This window comes from Deferrivibrio sp. (genome assembly GCF_055117995.1).
The window spans coordinates 1-17,025 of sequence record NZ_JBSQOT010000016.1 but is presented as its reverse complement, the minus strand read 5'-3'; the positions used below and the strand labels follow the sequence as shown (position 1 = coordinate 17,025).

Annotated in this window: 16 protein-coding genes; 9 read left to right on the top strand and 7 right to left on the bottom strand. The window is 29.9% G+C overall.

What is annotated here, in order from left to right; translation table 11 throughout:
• Window positions 1-7: 7 nt before the first annotated feature.
• The 6 genes from xseA to hfq are packed head-to-tail and all read right to left on the bottom strand — an operon-like array spanning window position 8 to window position 4,726.
• Window positions 8-1,345, bottom strand: a complete 1,338-nt coding sequence (gene xseA / locus ACTCAF_RS05970) for an exodeoxyribonuclease VII large subunit (RefSeq protein ID WP_463062381.1) — start codon at window positions 1,343-1,345, stop codon at window positions 8-10.
• The gene (locus ACTCAF_RS05965; RefSeq protein ID WP_463062380.1) at window positions 1,305-1,607 is read right to left on the bottom strand and encodes an FtsB family cell division protein; all 303 of its coding nucleotides are present in this window, start codon (window positions 1,605-1,607) and stop codon (window positions 1,305-1,307) included. Before ACTCAF_RS05965 ends, xseA begins: the two co-directional genes overlap by 41 nt.
• Window positions 1,604-2,773, bottom strand: a complete 1,170-nt coding sequence (locus ACTCAF_RS05960; protein ID WP_463062379.1) for a hypothetical protein — start codon at window positions 2,771-2,773, stop codon at window positions 1,604-1,606. Before ACTCAF_RS05960 ends, ACTCAF_RS05965 begins: the two co-directional genes overlap by 4 nt.
• Window positions 2,763-3,974 carry a GGDEF domain-containing protein gene (locus ACTCAF_RS05955; RefSeq protein ID WP_463062378.1) on the bottom strand — a complete coding sequence of 404 codons (1,212 nt, stop codon included), beginning with the start codon at window positions 3,972-3,974 and terminating at the stop codon, window positions 2,763-2,765. The genes ACTCAF_RS05960 and ACTCAF_RS05955 overlap by 11 nt, the downstream gene beginning before the upstream one ends.
• Window positions 3,967-4,497 (bottom strand): DUF4416 family protein, encoded by a 531-nt coding sequence (locus tag ACTCAF_RS05950; RefSeq protein ID WP_463062377.1) that lies wholly within the window; start codon window positions 4,495-4,497, stop codon window positions 3,967-3,969. Before ACTCAF_RS05950 ends, ACTCAF_RS05955 begins: the two co-directional genes overlap by 8 nt.
• Before the next feature lie 4 nt (window positions 4,498-4,501).
• Complete coding sequence (gene hfq, locus ACTCAF_RS05945) at window positions 4,502-4,726, bottom strand: RNA chaperone Hfq (protein ID WP_242819792.1); 225 nt, start codon at window positions 4,724-4,726, stop codon at window positions 4,502-4,504.
• A gap of 231 nt (window positions 4,727-4,957) precedes the next feature.
• Here hfq and ACTCAF_RS05940 point away from each other — a divergent pair, with 231 nt between their 5' ends.
• Together ACTCAF_RS05940 and ACTCAF_RS05935 are read left to right on the top strand one after the other, a co-directional pair.
• Entirely contained in the window at window positions 4,958-5,431 is a 474-nt protein-coding gene (locus ACTCAF_RS05940; protein WP_463062376.1) for a hypothetical protein, read from the top strand.
• Window positions 5,428-6,699 (top strand): hypothetical protein, encoded by a 1,272-nt coding sequence (locus ACTCAF_RS05935; protein ID WP_463062375.1) that lies wholly within the window; start codon window positions 5,428-5,430, stop codon window positions 6,697-6,699. Before ACTCAF_RS05940 ends, ACTCAF_RS05935 begins: the two co-directional genes overlap by 4 nt.
• Window positions 6,700-6,786: 87 nt before the next feature.
• Here the strand turns inward: ACTCAF_RS05935 and ACTCAF_RS05930 are convergent, their stop codons facing one another.
• Window positions 6,787-6,951: a hypothetical protein gene (locus ACTCAF_RS05930; protein WP_463062374.1), complete on the bottom strand. Its 165-nt coding sequence runs from the start codon at window positions 6,949-6,951 to the stop codon at window positions 6,787-6,789.
• 7 nt (window positions 6,952-6,958) lie between these two features.
• On the opposite strand from ACTCAF_RS05930, the gene ACTCAF_RS05925 reads away from it, so the two are divergent.
• From ACTCAF_RS05925 to ACTCAF_RS05895, 7 genes are read left to right on the top strand one after another with little or no spacing between them, the layout of a single operon-like run.
• The gene (locus ACTCAF_RS05925; protein WP_463062373.1) at window positions 6,959-7,678 is read left to right on the top strand and encodes a tetratricopeptide repeat protein; all 720 of its coding nucleotides are present in this window, start codon (window positions 6,959-6,961) and stop codon (window positions 7,676-7,678) included.
• A complete protein-coding gene (gene pelF / locus ACTCAF_RS05920) occupies window positions 7,671-9,161 on the top strand; it encodes a GT4 family glycosyltransferase PelF (RefSeq protein WP_463062372.1) in 1,491 nt (496 codons plus the stop codon). The genes ACTCAF_RS05925 and pelF overlap by 8 nt, the downstream gene beginning before the upstream one ends.
• Window positions 9,149-10,519: an exopolysaccharide Pel transporter PelG gene (gene pelG, locus ACTCAF_RS05915; RefSeq protein ID WP_463062371.1), complete on the top strand. Its 1,371-nt coding sequence runs from the start codon at window positions 9,149-9,151 to the stop codon at window positions 10,517-10,519. Before pelF ends, pelG begins: the two co-directional genes overlap by 13 nt.
• Window positions 10,497-13,196 carry an endo alpha-1,4 polygalactosaminidase gene (locus ACTCAF_RS05910; RefSeq protein WP_463062370.1) on the top strand — a complete coding sequence of 900 codons (2,700 nt, stop codon included), beginning with the start codon at window positions 10,497-10,499 and terminating at the stop codon, window positions 13,194-13,196. The genes pelG and ACTCAF_RS05910 overlap by 23 nt, the downstream gene beginning before the upstream one ends.
• Before the next feature lies 1 nt (window position 13,197).
• Complete coding sequence (locus ACTCAF_RS05905) at window positions 13,198-14,136, top strand: tetratricopeptide repeat protein (RefSeq protein WP_463062369.1); 939 nt, start codon at window positions 13,198-13,200, stop codon at window positions 14,134-14,136.
• Window positions 14,133-15,719 (top strand): tetratricopeptide repeat protein, encoded by a 1,587-nt coding sequence (locus ACTCAF_RS05900; protein ID WP_463062368.1) that lies wholly within the window; start codon window positions 14,133-14,135, stop codon window positions 15,717-15,719. The genes ACTCAF_RS05905 and ACTCAF_RS05900 overlap by 4 nt, the downstream gene beginning before the upstream one ends.
• Window positions 15,719-16,966: a hypothetical protein gene (locus ACTCAF_RS05895; protein ID WP_463062367.1), complete on the top strand. Its 1,248-nt coding sequence runs from the start codon at window positions 15,719-15,721 to the stop codon at window positions 16,964-16,966. Before ACTCAF_RS05900 ends, ACTCAF_RS05895 begins: the two co-directional genes overlap by 1 nt.
• The last annotated feature ends 59 nt before the right edge of the window (window positions 16,967-17,025 follow it).

Below are 17,025 nucleotides of genomic sequence, written 5' to 3'. Positions count from 1 at the left end.
TAAAACCTTAAATCTTTTTCATTTTTTTACCCGTTACAAAGGCGTTAGTATAACCGTCTTTAAAATGAATTTCAAGAGAATCTTCAAGATTAATATCGCTGGCACTTCCAACCGGTAGCTTCCCTTTGTAAACTATTGCATAACCTCTTTCAAGGATATTTTCGGGATTAAGCAGTTTCATTTTTTCCATAAGAAAACTATGCCTGTATTTATTTGCCTCCAATTTCCTCAATATATTTCCATTAATATTTACCTGGAGCAGATTCAGGTAGTTTTTATATTCCCCTATTTTAACTTCCGGATTTTTTGTCAATATTCTGTACATCAAATCGTTATTTAGCATACTATTATCCATAACTTTTATATTAATACTTGAAATAATATTGCTTATATATTTATGAAGCATATTCTTTTTAAACTTTATAATATTTGAAGGATTTTTAAAGGAAATTAAACTCAAAAACTTATCAAACAACTGATAGTGCTTGTCTATTTTGTTTTCAATACTTCTTTTCAAATTTTTAATATTTTCACTTACCTCTCTTCTTAAATCAATATACGGTCTGCTTAACGTTTCAGCAGCAGCTGTTGGAGTCGAAACTCTTAAGTCAGCTACAAAATCACAAATAGAAAAGTCTCTTTCATGTCCGATTGCAGAAATTGTGGGTATCTTTAACGAGAAAAATTCCCTTGCCAGAGCTTCCTCATTAAATATAATCAAATCCTCAAGCGAGCCGCCTCCGCGCATAAGTATGGCAACATCATAATTGTCACAATATCTGTTCAGCGCCCTTAAACTTAAAATTATATCCTTTATTGCCTGACTGCCCTGCACTTGAACCGGCCAGATATCAACACTAAGCCCCACATAATTATTTCTCAATGTTTGCAAAAAATCCCTTATTGCTGCGCCCCCAGGCGAAGTCAAAACAGCAACATTTTTTATAATTTTAGGGATAGGTTTCTTTTTATCTTTATCAAAAAGTCCCTCTTTTTCCAAAACTCTTTTAGTCTCTTCAAATTTCTTATAAAAATCACCTGCTGAATCATAAACAACTTTTCTTGCAATGATTTGATATACACCATCATTCTCATATACGCTCAAGTTACCGATTACTTCAACCTTGTCACCCTGCTTCAACTTGTAATTATTTGCCAGATTGTATCTTTTGAAAAATACCACCTTTATCTGGGCACTATCATCTTTCAATGTAAAGTAAATGTGCCCGGTTGGTGAAAAAGAAAGGTTTGAAATCTCACCCACCACACAAATGTGACTGCTGAAATTACTTTCAAGCAGAAATTTAATCTGTTGAGTTATCTCTGTTACTGTCAGTTTGTTCATCGATTATTATATACAGATCCTCATTTGGTTTTGCCATATTTAATTCTTTTTTTATTTCTGTTTCCAGATACTCTTTATCTTTTTTCAAAAGTTCAATCCTTTTTTCAAGCTCACTGATTTTAATTTCAAGTTCATTGATTTGCTGCTCGTAAGATACTTTAATATCAAGAAGTTCATTATATTTCAAAAGACCGTTGCTTCCAAAAACAAAATAAAAAACCAAAAGTATAATAATTGCAATATAAATTATATTCCCTTTCATTTTCTGTTTGCCTTCACCTGATACAACCTCTGAGCCTGATTTTTGAGACTCGAAGGGACATCTCTTGATTTTGACAATCTTTCAAGATCCTGAACAAAAAGTCTGTTAATGAAATTCATACTGATATTTATAGGTGTTTTGGGATGAAATACAAGTTCTCGCATAATATTGTAATCTTTTATAAAGGCATTTGTCCTTGCTATTTCCCGAATGAGATGCTCGCCTGTCGCTTTATTTTTAAGTATAAATTCTATCTCCTGCTCTGTTATTTTTGGATTTTTTAACACATTAAGTGAAACCTGTTTGTTTGGGTCCCGCACAAGGAGCATTCTTGCTGTTTTATTACCTTTCAAGGCAAGCTTTATTTTTTCAGCCATATTCATCTTGTTTATCTTGTTGTACAAATTTTCACTAATCTCTTTCTCAATCTGGTCATTTAGAATAGTCAGGCTACTTTCCGCCTCTTTTGTATTTTCATTATTAATCTCTGTTTCAGATTTTTCCTCTTTTGAATCTTCACAGACTTGCCCGAATACCTCAGCAGCTTTTTTGTCAATAATAATCTGTTTCATCAAGGTAATCGTTTCATCAGGAGAAAACGGGTTAAACATAATTTTCTTTATCAGCTCATCGCTATCTGAAACAATATGTCTTATATTCCCAATCCTAAAAAGGACTTCTGGCTCTTTACTCTCTGCAAATACAGACAATGTTTCCTCATTATATTTCTTTAATTCAATTACAAAACTTACAAACCTCACATCATTTTTCATCAGCCTGCATAAATAAATAAAATATTTACTATCAAATAGGACATCATTTAGAATTAGTTTCAGACCGCGATCTGAAATTTTTATAAGAAAAGCATAAAGTTCCTTTACCAAACTCCTGTAATTTTTAAGCACACAAAAAACTATCAAAGGGTAAACAGATTCCTTAATCGGAAGATTTAAAGATAATATATTTTTTACCTGCAAATCTGTTGCTTTTTTTAAAAGGAGGTCAGATGTAATTGCATCAAGAATGCCAAATTTAAAATAAACATCGAAATATTTTTCAAAATCAATATCGAGTATCAGGGTTCTTTTTAAAACAATTGACTTTTCTAAATCAATACTCTCAGCATTCCTCAAATCTGATAGAAAAATTTCCAGATTAGAGCTCACTTACCACCCTGTTCTTTCCGGAAGATTTAGCCTTTAGCATCCTTTTGTCTGCTTCTTCAACAATTTGTGAAGCATTATAACCTTTTTTCATCTCTTGAAGTCCTATACTTGCCGTAAGTTTTATATCGATATTTTTATATTTAAAAACAGTTTTCCTCAAATCGTTTAATATCCTGTCAGCCACTTTAGCAGCGCTTTCCAGATTTGTATTGGGCATGACCACCACAAATTCTTCTCCGCCATACCTGAAAGCCAGATCCACCTTCCGTATGCTTCTTTTTATTATATTTGACACATACTTAAGAACAAAATCACCTACCACATGCCCATAATTATCATTCACTGCCTTAAAATCATCTATATCGATAAAAAGTAGGCTGAATTTTTTACCATACCTGTCAAATTCCTCTATCGAACGTTCAATAATTTCATCAAAATATTGCCTGTTGTACAAGCCTGTCAAAAAATCTCTGATTACCTGTGCCTTATAATTTTCAAGCTCACTTTTAATTTTCTCAAGTGAATCTTTATTTATTGCAAAGGAAGAACTCATATTTTGAATTTCGCTCTTTTTATTCTTTATATCGATTAAAAATTTCTCCTTTTTCTCAGCCTTGTTTTTGATAGAGTCACTTATAAGTTTAAGTTTATCAGCCAATTTGGTTAAAACCCCTTCCAGAGAATCCTCATCCAGAATAAGTTGAGTCGTGCTATTTATTTCATCTATCAGTTTTTTATCTGATTCAATGTCACTTTCCAGCATTTTATAGTTTTCATCCTCAGAGTCCGAAAGCAAACTTACCGTTTTGTTAATACCTGTCATTATATCACTTATAACTGATTTGATTCTGTCAAACGAGCCTAAACTTTTCTCAAGTCTCTCAACAACGGTAGTAACCAATTCAAAGATTATCTGCTTTTTCTGCAAAACTGACCCTGTCTTTAAAATCTCGTCATAATAAAGAATCAGATTGTTTGGAATTATCCCATTGAGTCTTGTAAGAATCTGGTTCATGTTTCCCACAAACTCATCGATACAACTACTGCACTCGAGATTTTTAAGCAGGTCATCAAACCTCTTGTTTTTATTCAAAAATTCTTTAAAAATTTCTTTTGAAAGGGTTTTTCCTGACTGCCTTATCTGCCTCAGAATTTCAATTACTATTTCACCAAGCTCAACAAGAAAGTTTTCCCTATCCATCGAGTTTCACCTTTAAAATCCTTCTCATCTCCTCAAAAAATTTCAAAACAGGCTCAAGAGTATAGTCATAAAACGTCCACGGCAACTTTTCATAAGAATTGCTTTTTCTCATTAATTGTACATCACCATAAATGGAGTTTGCAATATAAATTCTATGAGTAAAATTTTTTGTACTTGCTGCAACCACCTTTTCAAGAGCAACATACCCAGGGTCAATATTGATAACCCTTTTCCCATCTTTCAGCATGCTGTCTTCTATCTCAACCGCTTTTAGTTTAAATTCAACTATTTTGTCCGGAATAAAAAAACAATCAAACCCCACAAAATATTTATACAGATGCTCCCCCATTTCCGGCACATAATAAGAAGTATGTGAAAATGGGAAAATATCGGATTTAGCTGATATCTTCCCAAAATTTTTTTCTATTATCTCATCAGGGGTTTTAATCTCTTTGGCGTTATAAAGGACAGCACAAAATAAGACCACCTCAAGGGGCTTTCTGACCCCTCCGCCAAAAACCATAAAACTATTCTACTTCTATTTCTGGTATCTCTTCAGAAGGCTCTATAGTAGAAATTGCATGCTTATAAATCATTTTCTGATTTTCATCCTTCAATACTATAACAAAATTATCAAAGCCCTTTACAAGCCCCTCCAACTTCACTCCATTCATCAAATAGACAGTAACAGGTATCCTTTTTCTCCTTACATGATTTAAAAACAGGTCTTGAATATTAAGCTTTTTACTCATACCGTTTATCCCCTCGCTATATTTATTTAAAACAACCACTTATTCATTGTATAATATACTTGTGATTATTTCAAGATTATTTGCAAGTCAAGAAAAATTAGTTACAATTATATAAATCAGAGCCACTGGTAGTTAAAGTAAAGTTAAAATGATTTTAAATAACAATCAATAATTTGCTTGATTTTAATTATTTTAGATATTATAAATAATTATTATTTCAGGAGGTGTTTTGTGTATAAAAAGGTTTTTATATTATTAGCTGCCGTATTACTTTTATCTTGCTCTACAACAGTAAAAAATACTACTAAAAATAATTTTCCAAAAAGTGGCACACTACTTATATTGCCCTTTGAAAATCTTTCACAGACTCCATATGCAGGTTTTAAAGCAGCATCAGTTACTGAGGGCGTTTTGAGAAGTTATGGTTTCAAAACTATGAAAGGTTACAAAGAGTTAGACGGTGAATTTAAAGAAACAAATGTTACAGATAATTCATTTGAATACATACTCAAAGGGAGAGTTGTCGAATGGAGGTATAAAACAGGGATTGATGGTGAGCCTGCTGTAAGTTTACTCATAATTTTGGAAGATAAAAATGGGAATTTATTGTGGTCAGCTGTTGGTGGTAAATCTCAATGGGGGCACAGATCAATTGCAATAACCGCTCAACAACTTATAAATGATATTTTTGACGATATTAAATGATGGTTAAGCTGCTTAAGAATCATCTTGCTATTGATAAACTTAAAAGTATCACTGTTTTTTCTGAGGTTGTTTTATTTACTTTAATTGCTATTTTTATTGGCTATATAATGAACAAACAAAATCCTTTGTTTGTAGATACCTCATATATAAATTATTTTTTTATTATCATACTGATACTTGCTCTTTTTCACGGACTGGGTGCAGGCCTTATTTCTTTGCTTATAATAGCAGGGTTTTTGCATTTTTACTATAGTAGTGAAAATTCACTGAATTTTTTTCTGGACGGTTTGCTGCTGACTTTAATAGCTGGGGAATTTCACTACTATTGGACTAGAAAAATTAGTATGCTAAATATTAAAAATGATTACTTACATTCTAAAATCAGGGAGCTTGGAATATCTGCACTTACAACTAAACTATCTCATGACCAGATAGAAAAAAGTTATTTATCAAAACCTTATACAATCAGATCAATATTAAAAGAATTGTTGTCACAAAACATAGTTGAATATGACAAGTTACTTAAATTTTTATCTACCCACTTTAGGATGGAGAAATTGTCTTTGGTATTATTCGACCACGAAAAAGAAATTATAAAAGAAATATTCCCGCACAATATGGATAAAGGAGAAATTAGTCTTAAAAATCCAATAATTGTCAAAATGATTGAAAAGAAAGAGCCTGTTTTGTTAAAAGACATGGTAGTTAAGGAAGAAACTAACCTGCTTGCTGCAATACCTGTACTTGACAATAGTGATGATATAGTTGCTTTTTTAGTGATAAAAGAGATGCCATTTTTACATTATAATGTAGAAAATTTGGTTTCTGCTCAATTGATACTTATGAATTTCTTTTATAACTTAAACAAATTAGCACTTATGGAGAGAGCAAAAGAAGATGAGTTATTTAGTAGTTTCCCTATAGACTTCAAATTTGAAGTTTTAAAACTAAGTGATTTGTATAAAACAATAAAAATAAGCAGCAGCATGGTAATATTTGAAATTAGCAAAAGTCATTCGGAAGTAATGGAAAACTTTCTTACACTAAACCTAAGAGTTTTAGATTTCTATTATAAGAAGGAGTTGTTGAATAAGAATTTATTCATTGTTGTTTTACCTTTAGTAAGTAAAGAAGGTACATTTGGTTTTGTAGAGCGTGCTAAAAATAATTTAAAATTTTTATCAAATAAAGACTTATACAATGTTTTTGATATAAATAATGTTTATAATATTGATAAATTTATTAAAGAATTGGAGGAAAATGTTTAGTATATTTTGCCTTGCCGTTGCAAGTATTTTGGAGTTTTTTGGTTTATATATCAATATATTTTCCAATACACTCTCAAACGTATATTTTTACTTATTTTTGCACTTAATTGCCAGTTTTTTGGTATCACTTGCAATTGCACCACTATTTTCCATAAAAAAAGTTGAAAATAAAATACCTATTATAGTGACTTCAACAATACTGTTTTTTTTGACAACATTTATCGGTTTTATCTTTTCGCTTATTATCTTCATATATCTTATGAAAAGGCAGCGGCATAATATCGATATATATTTGGATTCTCTTGACTCAAAGAATATCGAAATTCTCTCTAAGTCAAAGAGACAGTTTGGGGAAGGAACTATTAGCACCTACAATACCGATTTACCGGCATCTTCAAAATACGGTATCTTGAGCCTTGTATCTAACCTGCGATTTCCAAATATGGGCAATGTTATTAAAAGGAGTCTTGAAGATGACAATGATGAGATACGGCTTTTTGCATTCAATATTTTATCTAAAGAAGAGAATTTTATAAATAATGAGCTTAAAAAAAGGCTGGAGAAGTTGGAAAACAATAATGACAATAAGAGCGAAAAAAGCATAATCCTTAAAGAGATAGGGATTCTTTATTGGGAGCTTTTATATTTAGATTTGGTTGATAATGAGTTAAATAATTATTACCTATCACTTTCAGAAAAATATCTGAAAGAAGCTCTTTTGAGTAACCAAAACGATTATGAAACATTCTTACACTTGGGAAGAATTTGTTTAAAGAGAAAAGAATATGATTTTGCTCTTGATTACTTACAAAAAGTTATAGAATTAAATGAGAAAGAGAAAGCTATGCCTTATATGGCAGAAATATATTTTAATTTAAAAAAATACAAAGAAGCAAAATCTCTCTTGTCTTCCTTAAGCAAAACTGAAATTCACCCAAACTTTTATTCCAACTATTGTGCATGGGTAAACAATGAATAAAACAGTAGATATTCTTATTATTGGAGAAGGGACTTATCCTTACATTCAAGGCGGAGTTTCTACTTGGATACACCAACTCATTGAGGGTAATCCTGAAATTAATTTCGGACTTATTTTTATTGGTGGGCAAAAAGACCAGTACAAAAAGCAAATGTATGCGTTCCCCAAAAATATAGTTTACTTTGAAGAAGTATTTATTTTCGAAGAGAAAAAATTTCCAAAGCCAAAAAGTATAAAACAAAATCTTGAAGTTATTAATCAAATAGATGAAATTCATAATCTTTTTAGAATGATGCATTCATCTAAAGATAAACTTTACTTTCTTTCAAATTTAATCAGTAAATTTAAACTAAAAGATTTTTTATATTCAGATAAGTCATGGGAATATACAAAAGATACATATTTCAATAAATATGAGAATGAATCCTTTATAGATTACTTTTGGACGATAAGAAATATACACATACCTATTTCGAATCTTTTTGATATGATAAACAGGTTGCCAGAAATAAAGGTAGTCCATTCACCGTCTACGGGTTATGCCGGGTTTTTAGCTGGACTAATAAAAATATCTAAAAATATCCCATATATATTAACTGAACATGGCATCTACACTAAGGAACGTAAAATAGATTTAATGACTTCAGATTGGTTTACAATGCGAACACCTTTTATAACCTACTCAGAAACAAAGGGGAATCTTGTCCGTGATATTTGGAATAACTTTTTTTCCGGTTTGGGTTTGTTTAGCTATTTTACTGCAGATAAGATTTTGTCACTTTACAGAAAGGCTGCTGAAGTCCAAATATCTTATGGTGCACCACCTGAAAAAACTGATGTAATACCGAACGGAGTTGATATAAAAAAACTAACTCCGCTCATTGAAAAAAGAAAGGAGCATTATCAAAGAATATGCCTAATAGGAAGAGTTGTGCCGATAAAGGATATAAAGACTTTTTTAAAGGCTATGCGAATAGTGGTCAATAAGCTACCAAATGCCGAAGGGTGGATAGTTGGTCCCACTAATGAAGATGAAAGTTACTATGAAGAGTGTCAAAATCTTACTAAGACTTTAGGGCTAAATGAAAATGTTAGATTTATGGGATTTCAAAATATTTTAGATATATTTGACAAAATTTCCGTTAATACGCTGACTTCCATCAGTGAAGGGATGCCACTGACTATATTAGAAGGTTTCGCAGCAGGAATACCTGCTGTAACTACGGATGTGGGCTCATGCAAAGATTTAATTTTTGGAAGTATTGATGAAGAAGATATACAAATAGGTCAAGCAGGTTTTGTATGCAAAGTGGCAGATGCAAATTGTTTGGCTCAGGCGTATATTAATTTACTTACTGATGAAACCCTTTGGAAAAAGCAACAACAAGCTGCAATAAGACGTGTTTCAAAATATTATACCTATGAGAAACTAATAAGTAACTACAAAAAAATATATTATAAGGCATTAAATTGGCAGGAATAGGTTTTGAGCTTAAAAAAATATTGAAAAAAGAGAGCTTAACTGCACTTTTTGTAGCTTACAGTTACGCTACTATTTTGTCAGCAGGCGGATGGGTGGCGTCCATACTTTCTATTTTAACAGTTGGTTTTATAAACATATTATTATATGACAATTCTGTTGATATTATAAGATTTCAGGTAAGTGTTACTCATTTGATTGCTTTAAGCCTTATTGTTTCGGGTGTTCATCAGTTAGTATTCACAAGATTTATTGCAGATAAAATCTATATTAAAGAAGAAAAAGCGATAATACCAAATCTCATTGGTATTATAATATTAAATACAGCTATTTCAGGGATATTTATTATCATATATTCACTATTTGCGTTAAAAGGGATAGATAGTTTTTATTTCAATATTTTCTTTATAATGACATTTCTACTGCTCTCTAATATATGGATTTTAAATATCATTGCGGTAAGTATAAAGAAATATAAGCATACCATCATAGCTTATTTTTTATCCTATTTGCTTGTGTTAATATTTGCATCTGTTTTTGGTAAATATGGCCTGGATTATCTTATAGGGTCATTCTTTCTAAGTAATATTTTTCTTTTTCTGACTCTTCTTTTTCTGGTAATTAAGTCTTACTTTTTTTCTAAATTCATATCATTTGAATTTATAAAGTATTATAAAAAATATTTCTCTTTAATGCTTGCCGGATTCTTTTTTAATTTAGGAATATGGTCAGATGAATTTATGTTTTGGTATTCATCTACAGGCACTGGTATAATTGGTAAAATTAATGCGTCAATCGTCTACGACCTCCCCCTATTTCTTGCATATCTCACGATAATACCTGGCCTTGCAATTTTTTTCATACGCCTGGAGGCAGACTTTGCTGAGCTATACGACAAATATTTTAAAGGGGTAGTCAATGGAGCTACATTATACAAGCTATTAAATTATAAAAATAGCATGATAGACCTTATAAGGATTTCTACAAAGGAAGCTATTATTATACAGGGGATATTTAATATTATTTTCTATCTTACAGCTCCAAAAATTATTAATTTATTAAACCTTCCTTTGCTGATTGTTCCACTTTTTTACATAGATATGGTTGCTATACAGCTTCAATTAATTGTAATGATAACATTGGCATTTTTGTTCTATATGAACAAAAGAAAAGAAGCAGCAATAGTTACTTTTATAATGGCAACTTTAAATATTATCTTACCAATTATATCTATCAACTTAGGGCCATATTTTTATGGATATGGCTCAGCGATAGCAATGTTAATTGCTTCAATAGCAGGTTTACTGTTTTTAAACAAGTCTATGATAAGGTTGGAATATGAGACATTTATGCTTCAATAAAATTATTACATTACTTTTTATACTCTTTGCCTCAAACAGTTTTGCATTAAATGTAGCCTTTTATTATGAAAGCAAAGTTCCTGAAGAAATGTTACAACTCTATGACTGGATAGTAGTGCAGTCAGATAATATTGATAATCTTACAGTAAAAAAATATGGTGATAAACTTTTTGCATATATAAGTGTCAATGAAATACATAACGAAGAAATTAACGATATTACAAAAAGATGGGTAATAGGTGTCAATAAATCTTGGAATACTCCAATTGCAGACATTAGAAATAAAAATTATAGAGAATACTTATTATCAAAGATAACGACTCTTTACAAGAAAGGTTATCATAACTTTTTTCTCGACACATTAGATTCCTATAAAATAATTGCCAAACAATCCCAATGGAAAGAATACGAATCCAGCCTAACAGATTTTATTATTTCAATTAAAACAAAATTTCCAAATTCAAAAATTTTATTAAATAGGGGTTTTGAAATTATAGATGATGTCCACAGCTACATAGATGGTGTGGCTGCAGAGTCGCTATTTTTTGGCTATGACGGACAAAAATATTTTTCTATTTCCCAAGCAGATAGAAATTATCTGATAGATAAACTAAATAAAGTAAAATCTTATAATAAGCCTGTAATTGTTATCGATTACTTAAAACCGGAAAATTTTAACATAGCTAAGAATATTGCAAAAGATATCAGCTCACTTGGTTTTATTCCGTATATTACCGATAATGACTTATCAATAATAGGAATATCAAATATAGAAATATATAAACGAAAAATACTTATTGTCTACAAAAGTAAAAATGATATTGCATTAAGTGATGCTCACCGACTTATTCAAATGCCACTAGAATATCTGGGCTACACTGCAGAATTTAAAACTCCTGAGGAAGCTGTAAATGAAAAATATACTTTTGATAAATATGCAGGGATAATTGTATTTCCAGAGTTATATCTTATTGAAGATTATGAGAAATTTTATAAATGGTTATTGGGCCAGATTAAAACAAACAGTAAAATACTTTTTTTACAATATTTTGGTTTTCCATTTGAAAGAAAATACCTTTCACCATTTGGAATTGATGTACAAGAAAATTTGTCCCCTGCTTTTGAAAATTTGCAATATTCATATACCGACCCAATAACTAACTATGAAGCTGAACTGCCTGAAATAATTTCATCTTCACAAATGGTTAGTATTAAAACAGGAATTCCATTAATAGAACTTAAAAATTCACATAAACAAATACATCAGCCAATAGCAATTACAGATTGGGGAGGTTACGCTTTAGAAGGTTTTCTAATTGAAGAATTTGCAAATAATATAAAGTGGTTAGTAAATCCTTTTGAGTTGCTCAAAAAATCATTGCGGTTGAGTGAATTTCCTGCACCTGACTTTACTACTGAAAACGGTAAAAGAGTTTTGATTTCTCACATAGATGGAGATGGCTCCGTTTCACTTTCTGAAATCTATCCTGATAAATTTGCAAGTGAAGTTATACGTGATGAAATATTGAAAAAATATGAAATACCAATTGGTGTATCTTTTGTTGAAGGGGAAATAATGCCTTATGGTGCATACCCTCAATACTCTACAAAAGCTTTAAAGGTAGCTAAATCTATTTATTCACTACCAAATGTTGAACCGGCTTCCCATTCATTTTCTCACCCTTTTAGATGGTTAAAGTCTTACTCTCTTTCAATTCAACATGCAAATATTCCAGATGAATACTCTATTGATATTCCCAACTATACATTTAATATTGAACGAGAAATAGTTGGTTCTATAAAAAATCTTACAAAATTATCTCCCATTAACAAGCCATTAAATGTTTTTTATTGGACAGGTGACTGCTTACCGCCTGAAGAAGGGCTTAAATTAATTTACGAGAATAATTATTTAAATATTAATAACGGGGACACAACGATTACAAAAGCAAGTCCTTTTTTATCATTAGTAGCACCGGCTGGCTTAAAAAGGGGTAATTTTTACCAAATCTATACCGGAGCGCAAAACGAAAATGTATATACTAACGGATTTAGCGAAAATTACTGGCGTTATAAAAAGGTCATAGAAACTTTTGAGCTAACTGATAAGCCATATAGGCTAAAGCCGATAGATATATATTATCACTTTTATTCAGGGGTAAAACTTGCAAGCCTTAATGCAGTTAAAGATGTGTATAAATGGGCATTGAAACAAGATGTTATCCCTCTTAAAGTTTCGGAATATATCTTAAAGGTATTGGATTTTTATGAAACTGTTATTGCCAGAGAAAATAATACGTGGCTAATAAAAACAAACAAAAATCTCAGGACTCTCAGAGTAAGTACAAATTACGGCTATCCAGACCTAAAATTAAGTCAAGGGATATTGGGCTATTATGACTATAATGGACAGAGATATATCCATTTAAATGGTAGCGGGTTTTATAAGTTAGTTTTTACTGATGCCATTCCGGAAACTCACTATTTAGAGCAAGCAAACGGAAGGGTAATTTATTCAGATAATGGCAAATATAAAATTAAGGGGTATTTGCCAATAGATGCAAAATTAGTCAATATTTCAAATTGCATAATAAATTCTAATGATAAATATTTTATAAAAAACGATATGGTTCATTTTAAAAATAAAGAGGTAGAATTTCAAGTTGAATGCAAATGAGATGAAGATTAACGAAGGAAAAAAAGTTATTAATTGGTATGAAATAGTCGGTATTATATTAGTGTTTGCCATTTCCCTTTATATATTATTCCCTGAAAAGTCTATAAAATACTACATATCTAAAGATTCAAAAAATATTCAATTAACAATTCTTTACCTAGAACCTTTGGTCAAACTGAATCCTAAAAATAAAGATTTTAAAATGCTTTTGTTAGACTATTACGTAAAAAACAATATGTTTGATAAAGCGACAAACTTCATAAAAAACTTGGGTAAGGATGAAGCACTCCTGAATGATTATGCTTTTTTGTTATCATCATATCAAATTTATAAAAATCTTTATTTTGCCGATAAAAACATCTCATATAAAGATTTGTCAAAGTCCTTCCTAATAAAATTATTATCAGCATCAAAAACTATAGACGAAATTGATTTTATTTACCAAGAAACCATAAATATGGACTTTCAAGATTTGCGTTTTGAAGCATTAAAATTGTTGATGCATCTTACAAAAGACAAAAAATATCTACCTGAATTTAAAGATCTGTACTTGCAATCCTTAAATCATAATGATTATGATTTAGCGCTTAAAACTTTAGATACATTATATGCTTTAACTAACAATACAGATTGGATAAATAAAAAGATAAATGTTTTATTAACTTATAAAAAAGATGTTGATACAGCATGTAATCTGTTGTTGGAATTATTTGAAAAAACCGGAAATAGTAGTTTTTTTGAAAAAGTCTTAAATATTTTGATATGGAATAAAAAAGTTGAAAAAGCAGAAGATTTAATAAGAAAGTACTCAGACTATTTTATAAAAGTAAATGATACAAATATGTTAACTTATTTCTTAAGATTTTATCTTTCTCAGGGAGATATTGAGTCTGCCAGAAAATTATCCCTTAAAATCATGAAGGGGATGAACGGAATATGAAAAAAGTTTGTTTTATCTTACTCATAATATTGATATCTGTCTCCTATCCTGCATTTTCTCAAGAAACTAAAAGTTTAGAAATGTATGATTTAATGTATAGAAGTTTTATGTACTCCAATGACAATGAAAATGCTTATAATATTGCAAAAAAGATGGTAAATTTAGAGCCTAAAAATATTAAATGGAGAAAGCGTCTTGCACAACTTTGCATGTGGCTTGGCAAACAAAGAGAAGCTTTTACAAACTATCTTTATATTTACAACAAGACAAAAGATAAAGATATTCAAGATATCCTTTTTACGTTTCCTTACAAAGAGATTACAAATTTAAAAATTAAAATATATGAAGATGAAATTTCGTCGGGGGATTATAAGCATTTAGATAAATTGATTGAGCTTTACAATTTATCGGGATATCCGGAAAAATCAATAAAATTGCTTGAAATGGCTTATGTAAACACTAAAGATAAAAAATATTTAATAACTCTTTTAAAGTATCATATAAATTTTGGTAATATGCCTGATATTAATTACTTCAAATTTGCTATGCCTTATTTAACAGAAAATGAAAAAATAAAACTTGCTACCCTATACATAAACAAAAGAAAATACAATGAGGCATATAAAGTCCTTACTATAGCAAATACTTTGCCAGCCAATGATTTATATTATAAATTGTTACTTAGTACAGCAATAAAGCTTAAAAAATACGAAAAGGCGGAAAAACTGTTAAACTATTTAAATGCTAAAGGGAAATTAACAATTAGTGAATTTTACTACTTACTTAATTATTATTTAAGAAATAATGATTACGATAGAGTAAAATTTTTACTTGAAAAAGGAATATTTGAGTATAAATCACAAGAGCTGTTATCTCTTTATATTACTTTACTGTTAAAGGACAATGATTTACAAAGTGCAATAAAAACGTTGAACAACAGTAAAAATATTTTTAAAAATCAAAAAGATTTTTTAATCCTGTATGCTCAATTATTAGCAAAGTTAAATGAATATGATAAATCAAAAAAAATAATAAACGAGCTGATTCAGCAACACTATGCTAAGCTAACTAATAATGACATAAAAGGTATCATATGGTTAATGATTGATAATAAAAATTATTTTACTGTTGATTTAGTTAAATACCTGCCACTTTTTCGCAAAAAGAGTGGATTAGAATTAGAGCTTATAAGCGGGTATTTAGCTATTCAACAAATTGACAATGCCGAAGTTATTGCCAAGAAAATATTAAAAAATTATATAAACGACTTAGAATTTCTGTTACTGTATTCAGATATTTTAAACATTCAGACGAGATTTGAAGAATCAAATTACTACAAGCAGTTAGCTCTAAATATTGTGAAGAAAAGAAACGGTAATATCAATATGGAGGACTTATATTTTAAAAATTATTTAAGATTGGTGTTTGAATATAAAAATCCTGAAGATTTTAATGAGTTACTAAATAAATACAAAAATTCCCTATCTGAAAAAGAATATGCGCAATTTATGGTGGATTATTATTTTTTTAGCAGGCAATATGATAAGCTATTTTATATATATAACTTTAAAAAGGTGTACTGATGTATAAAGTTTTATTTGCTGCTTACCTATTTCTGTTTGTCTGCTCCCCTGCCCTCGGTGACAGTTTTGATAATATTACATGTATAAAAATTCTTAGCGCTAATTATAAAATTGAACAAAGTGAGAATATTTATTTAGAAAAGGTCGATAATGTTACTACTGTCATAAAATCTTACAAACAAAATGAAATTAAGAGTTTGATAGATATTTTAATCAAAAATAACATTAAATTTGAACCATGTGAAAGTCAAAATTTATCTTCAACTGATATATTTGACCTGATTCCAACAGATTTTTACGGCAATATATCTGTTCTTGAAGGCAAGTTAAAGAATAAACTAATAACAGATGATAAAATTAATATTCAACCCTATGCAAAACTCTCTTTGGAAATTTTAAATTACGATAAGGAGAGTATTTCAAAAACACTAAATGAGTATAATCTGACTTTACCATATAGAGATAAGCTTGAAGCAGAAGTTGTCACAGGGCAAATATGGAAAGCGTACGATACTGCATACAATAACAGCATTTACAATGAATATGATTATCTTTCATACAAACAAAACCGTGATTTATACACTAATTATGCAAACAGGTTTTCATTTAACACAGAAATATTACATGTTGAAGATGTTTCAAGGACAACAAGCAAGATTGCCTTAAAAAAGTATCTTTACTCCTCCACCTATATGACTTTCACAACTACTTCCTATTACACATATGATTACCAAAAAGATACTTACACTATAAATAATTTTGATGAGTTGTTTACTATAGGTTTTTTACAGCAAAAAGAAGGACTGAATACAAGTGTTGATTTGGGTTTGAGAAAAAGTGTAAAAACATTTCCTTATATAAATTTATCTTTTAACAAAACAGGCAATCGTTATTTTGATTACTCTTTCTCTCTTGGGTTAAATACACTGGCTGAAGAAACAAACTATATTTTTTACGGCGGAGTGAAAGATTACATCAAAACAGATTTTAATTTTAAATTAAACAATAAAAATACGATTGCAGGAGAAATATCTTTAAATAAATACAGTTCTCAGGAAAGAAACAGTGTCGGCTTTGGCGAAAATACCTACATAAACTATACAAGAAAGCTGAGAATAACTTACCCCGATTACACATATTACATATACACTTCTCAAGGATTATATAATGAAAAAAACGATAAAAGTGGCAGTATCTTAAAAATAGCTGTAAATTTTCATGTAAAATTGACCCAGTTTTTTCATTAAAATTGACCCACCTGTGAATATAATAAGCCTCCAGAGAGTTAACTGTGGAGGTGAAAGGG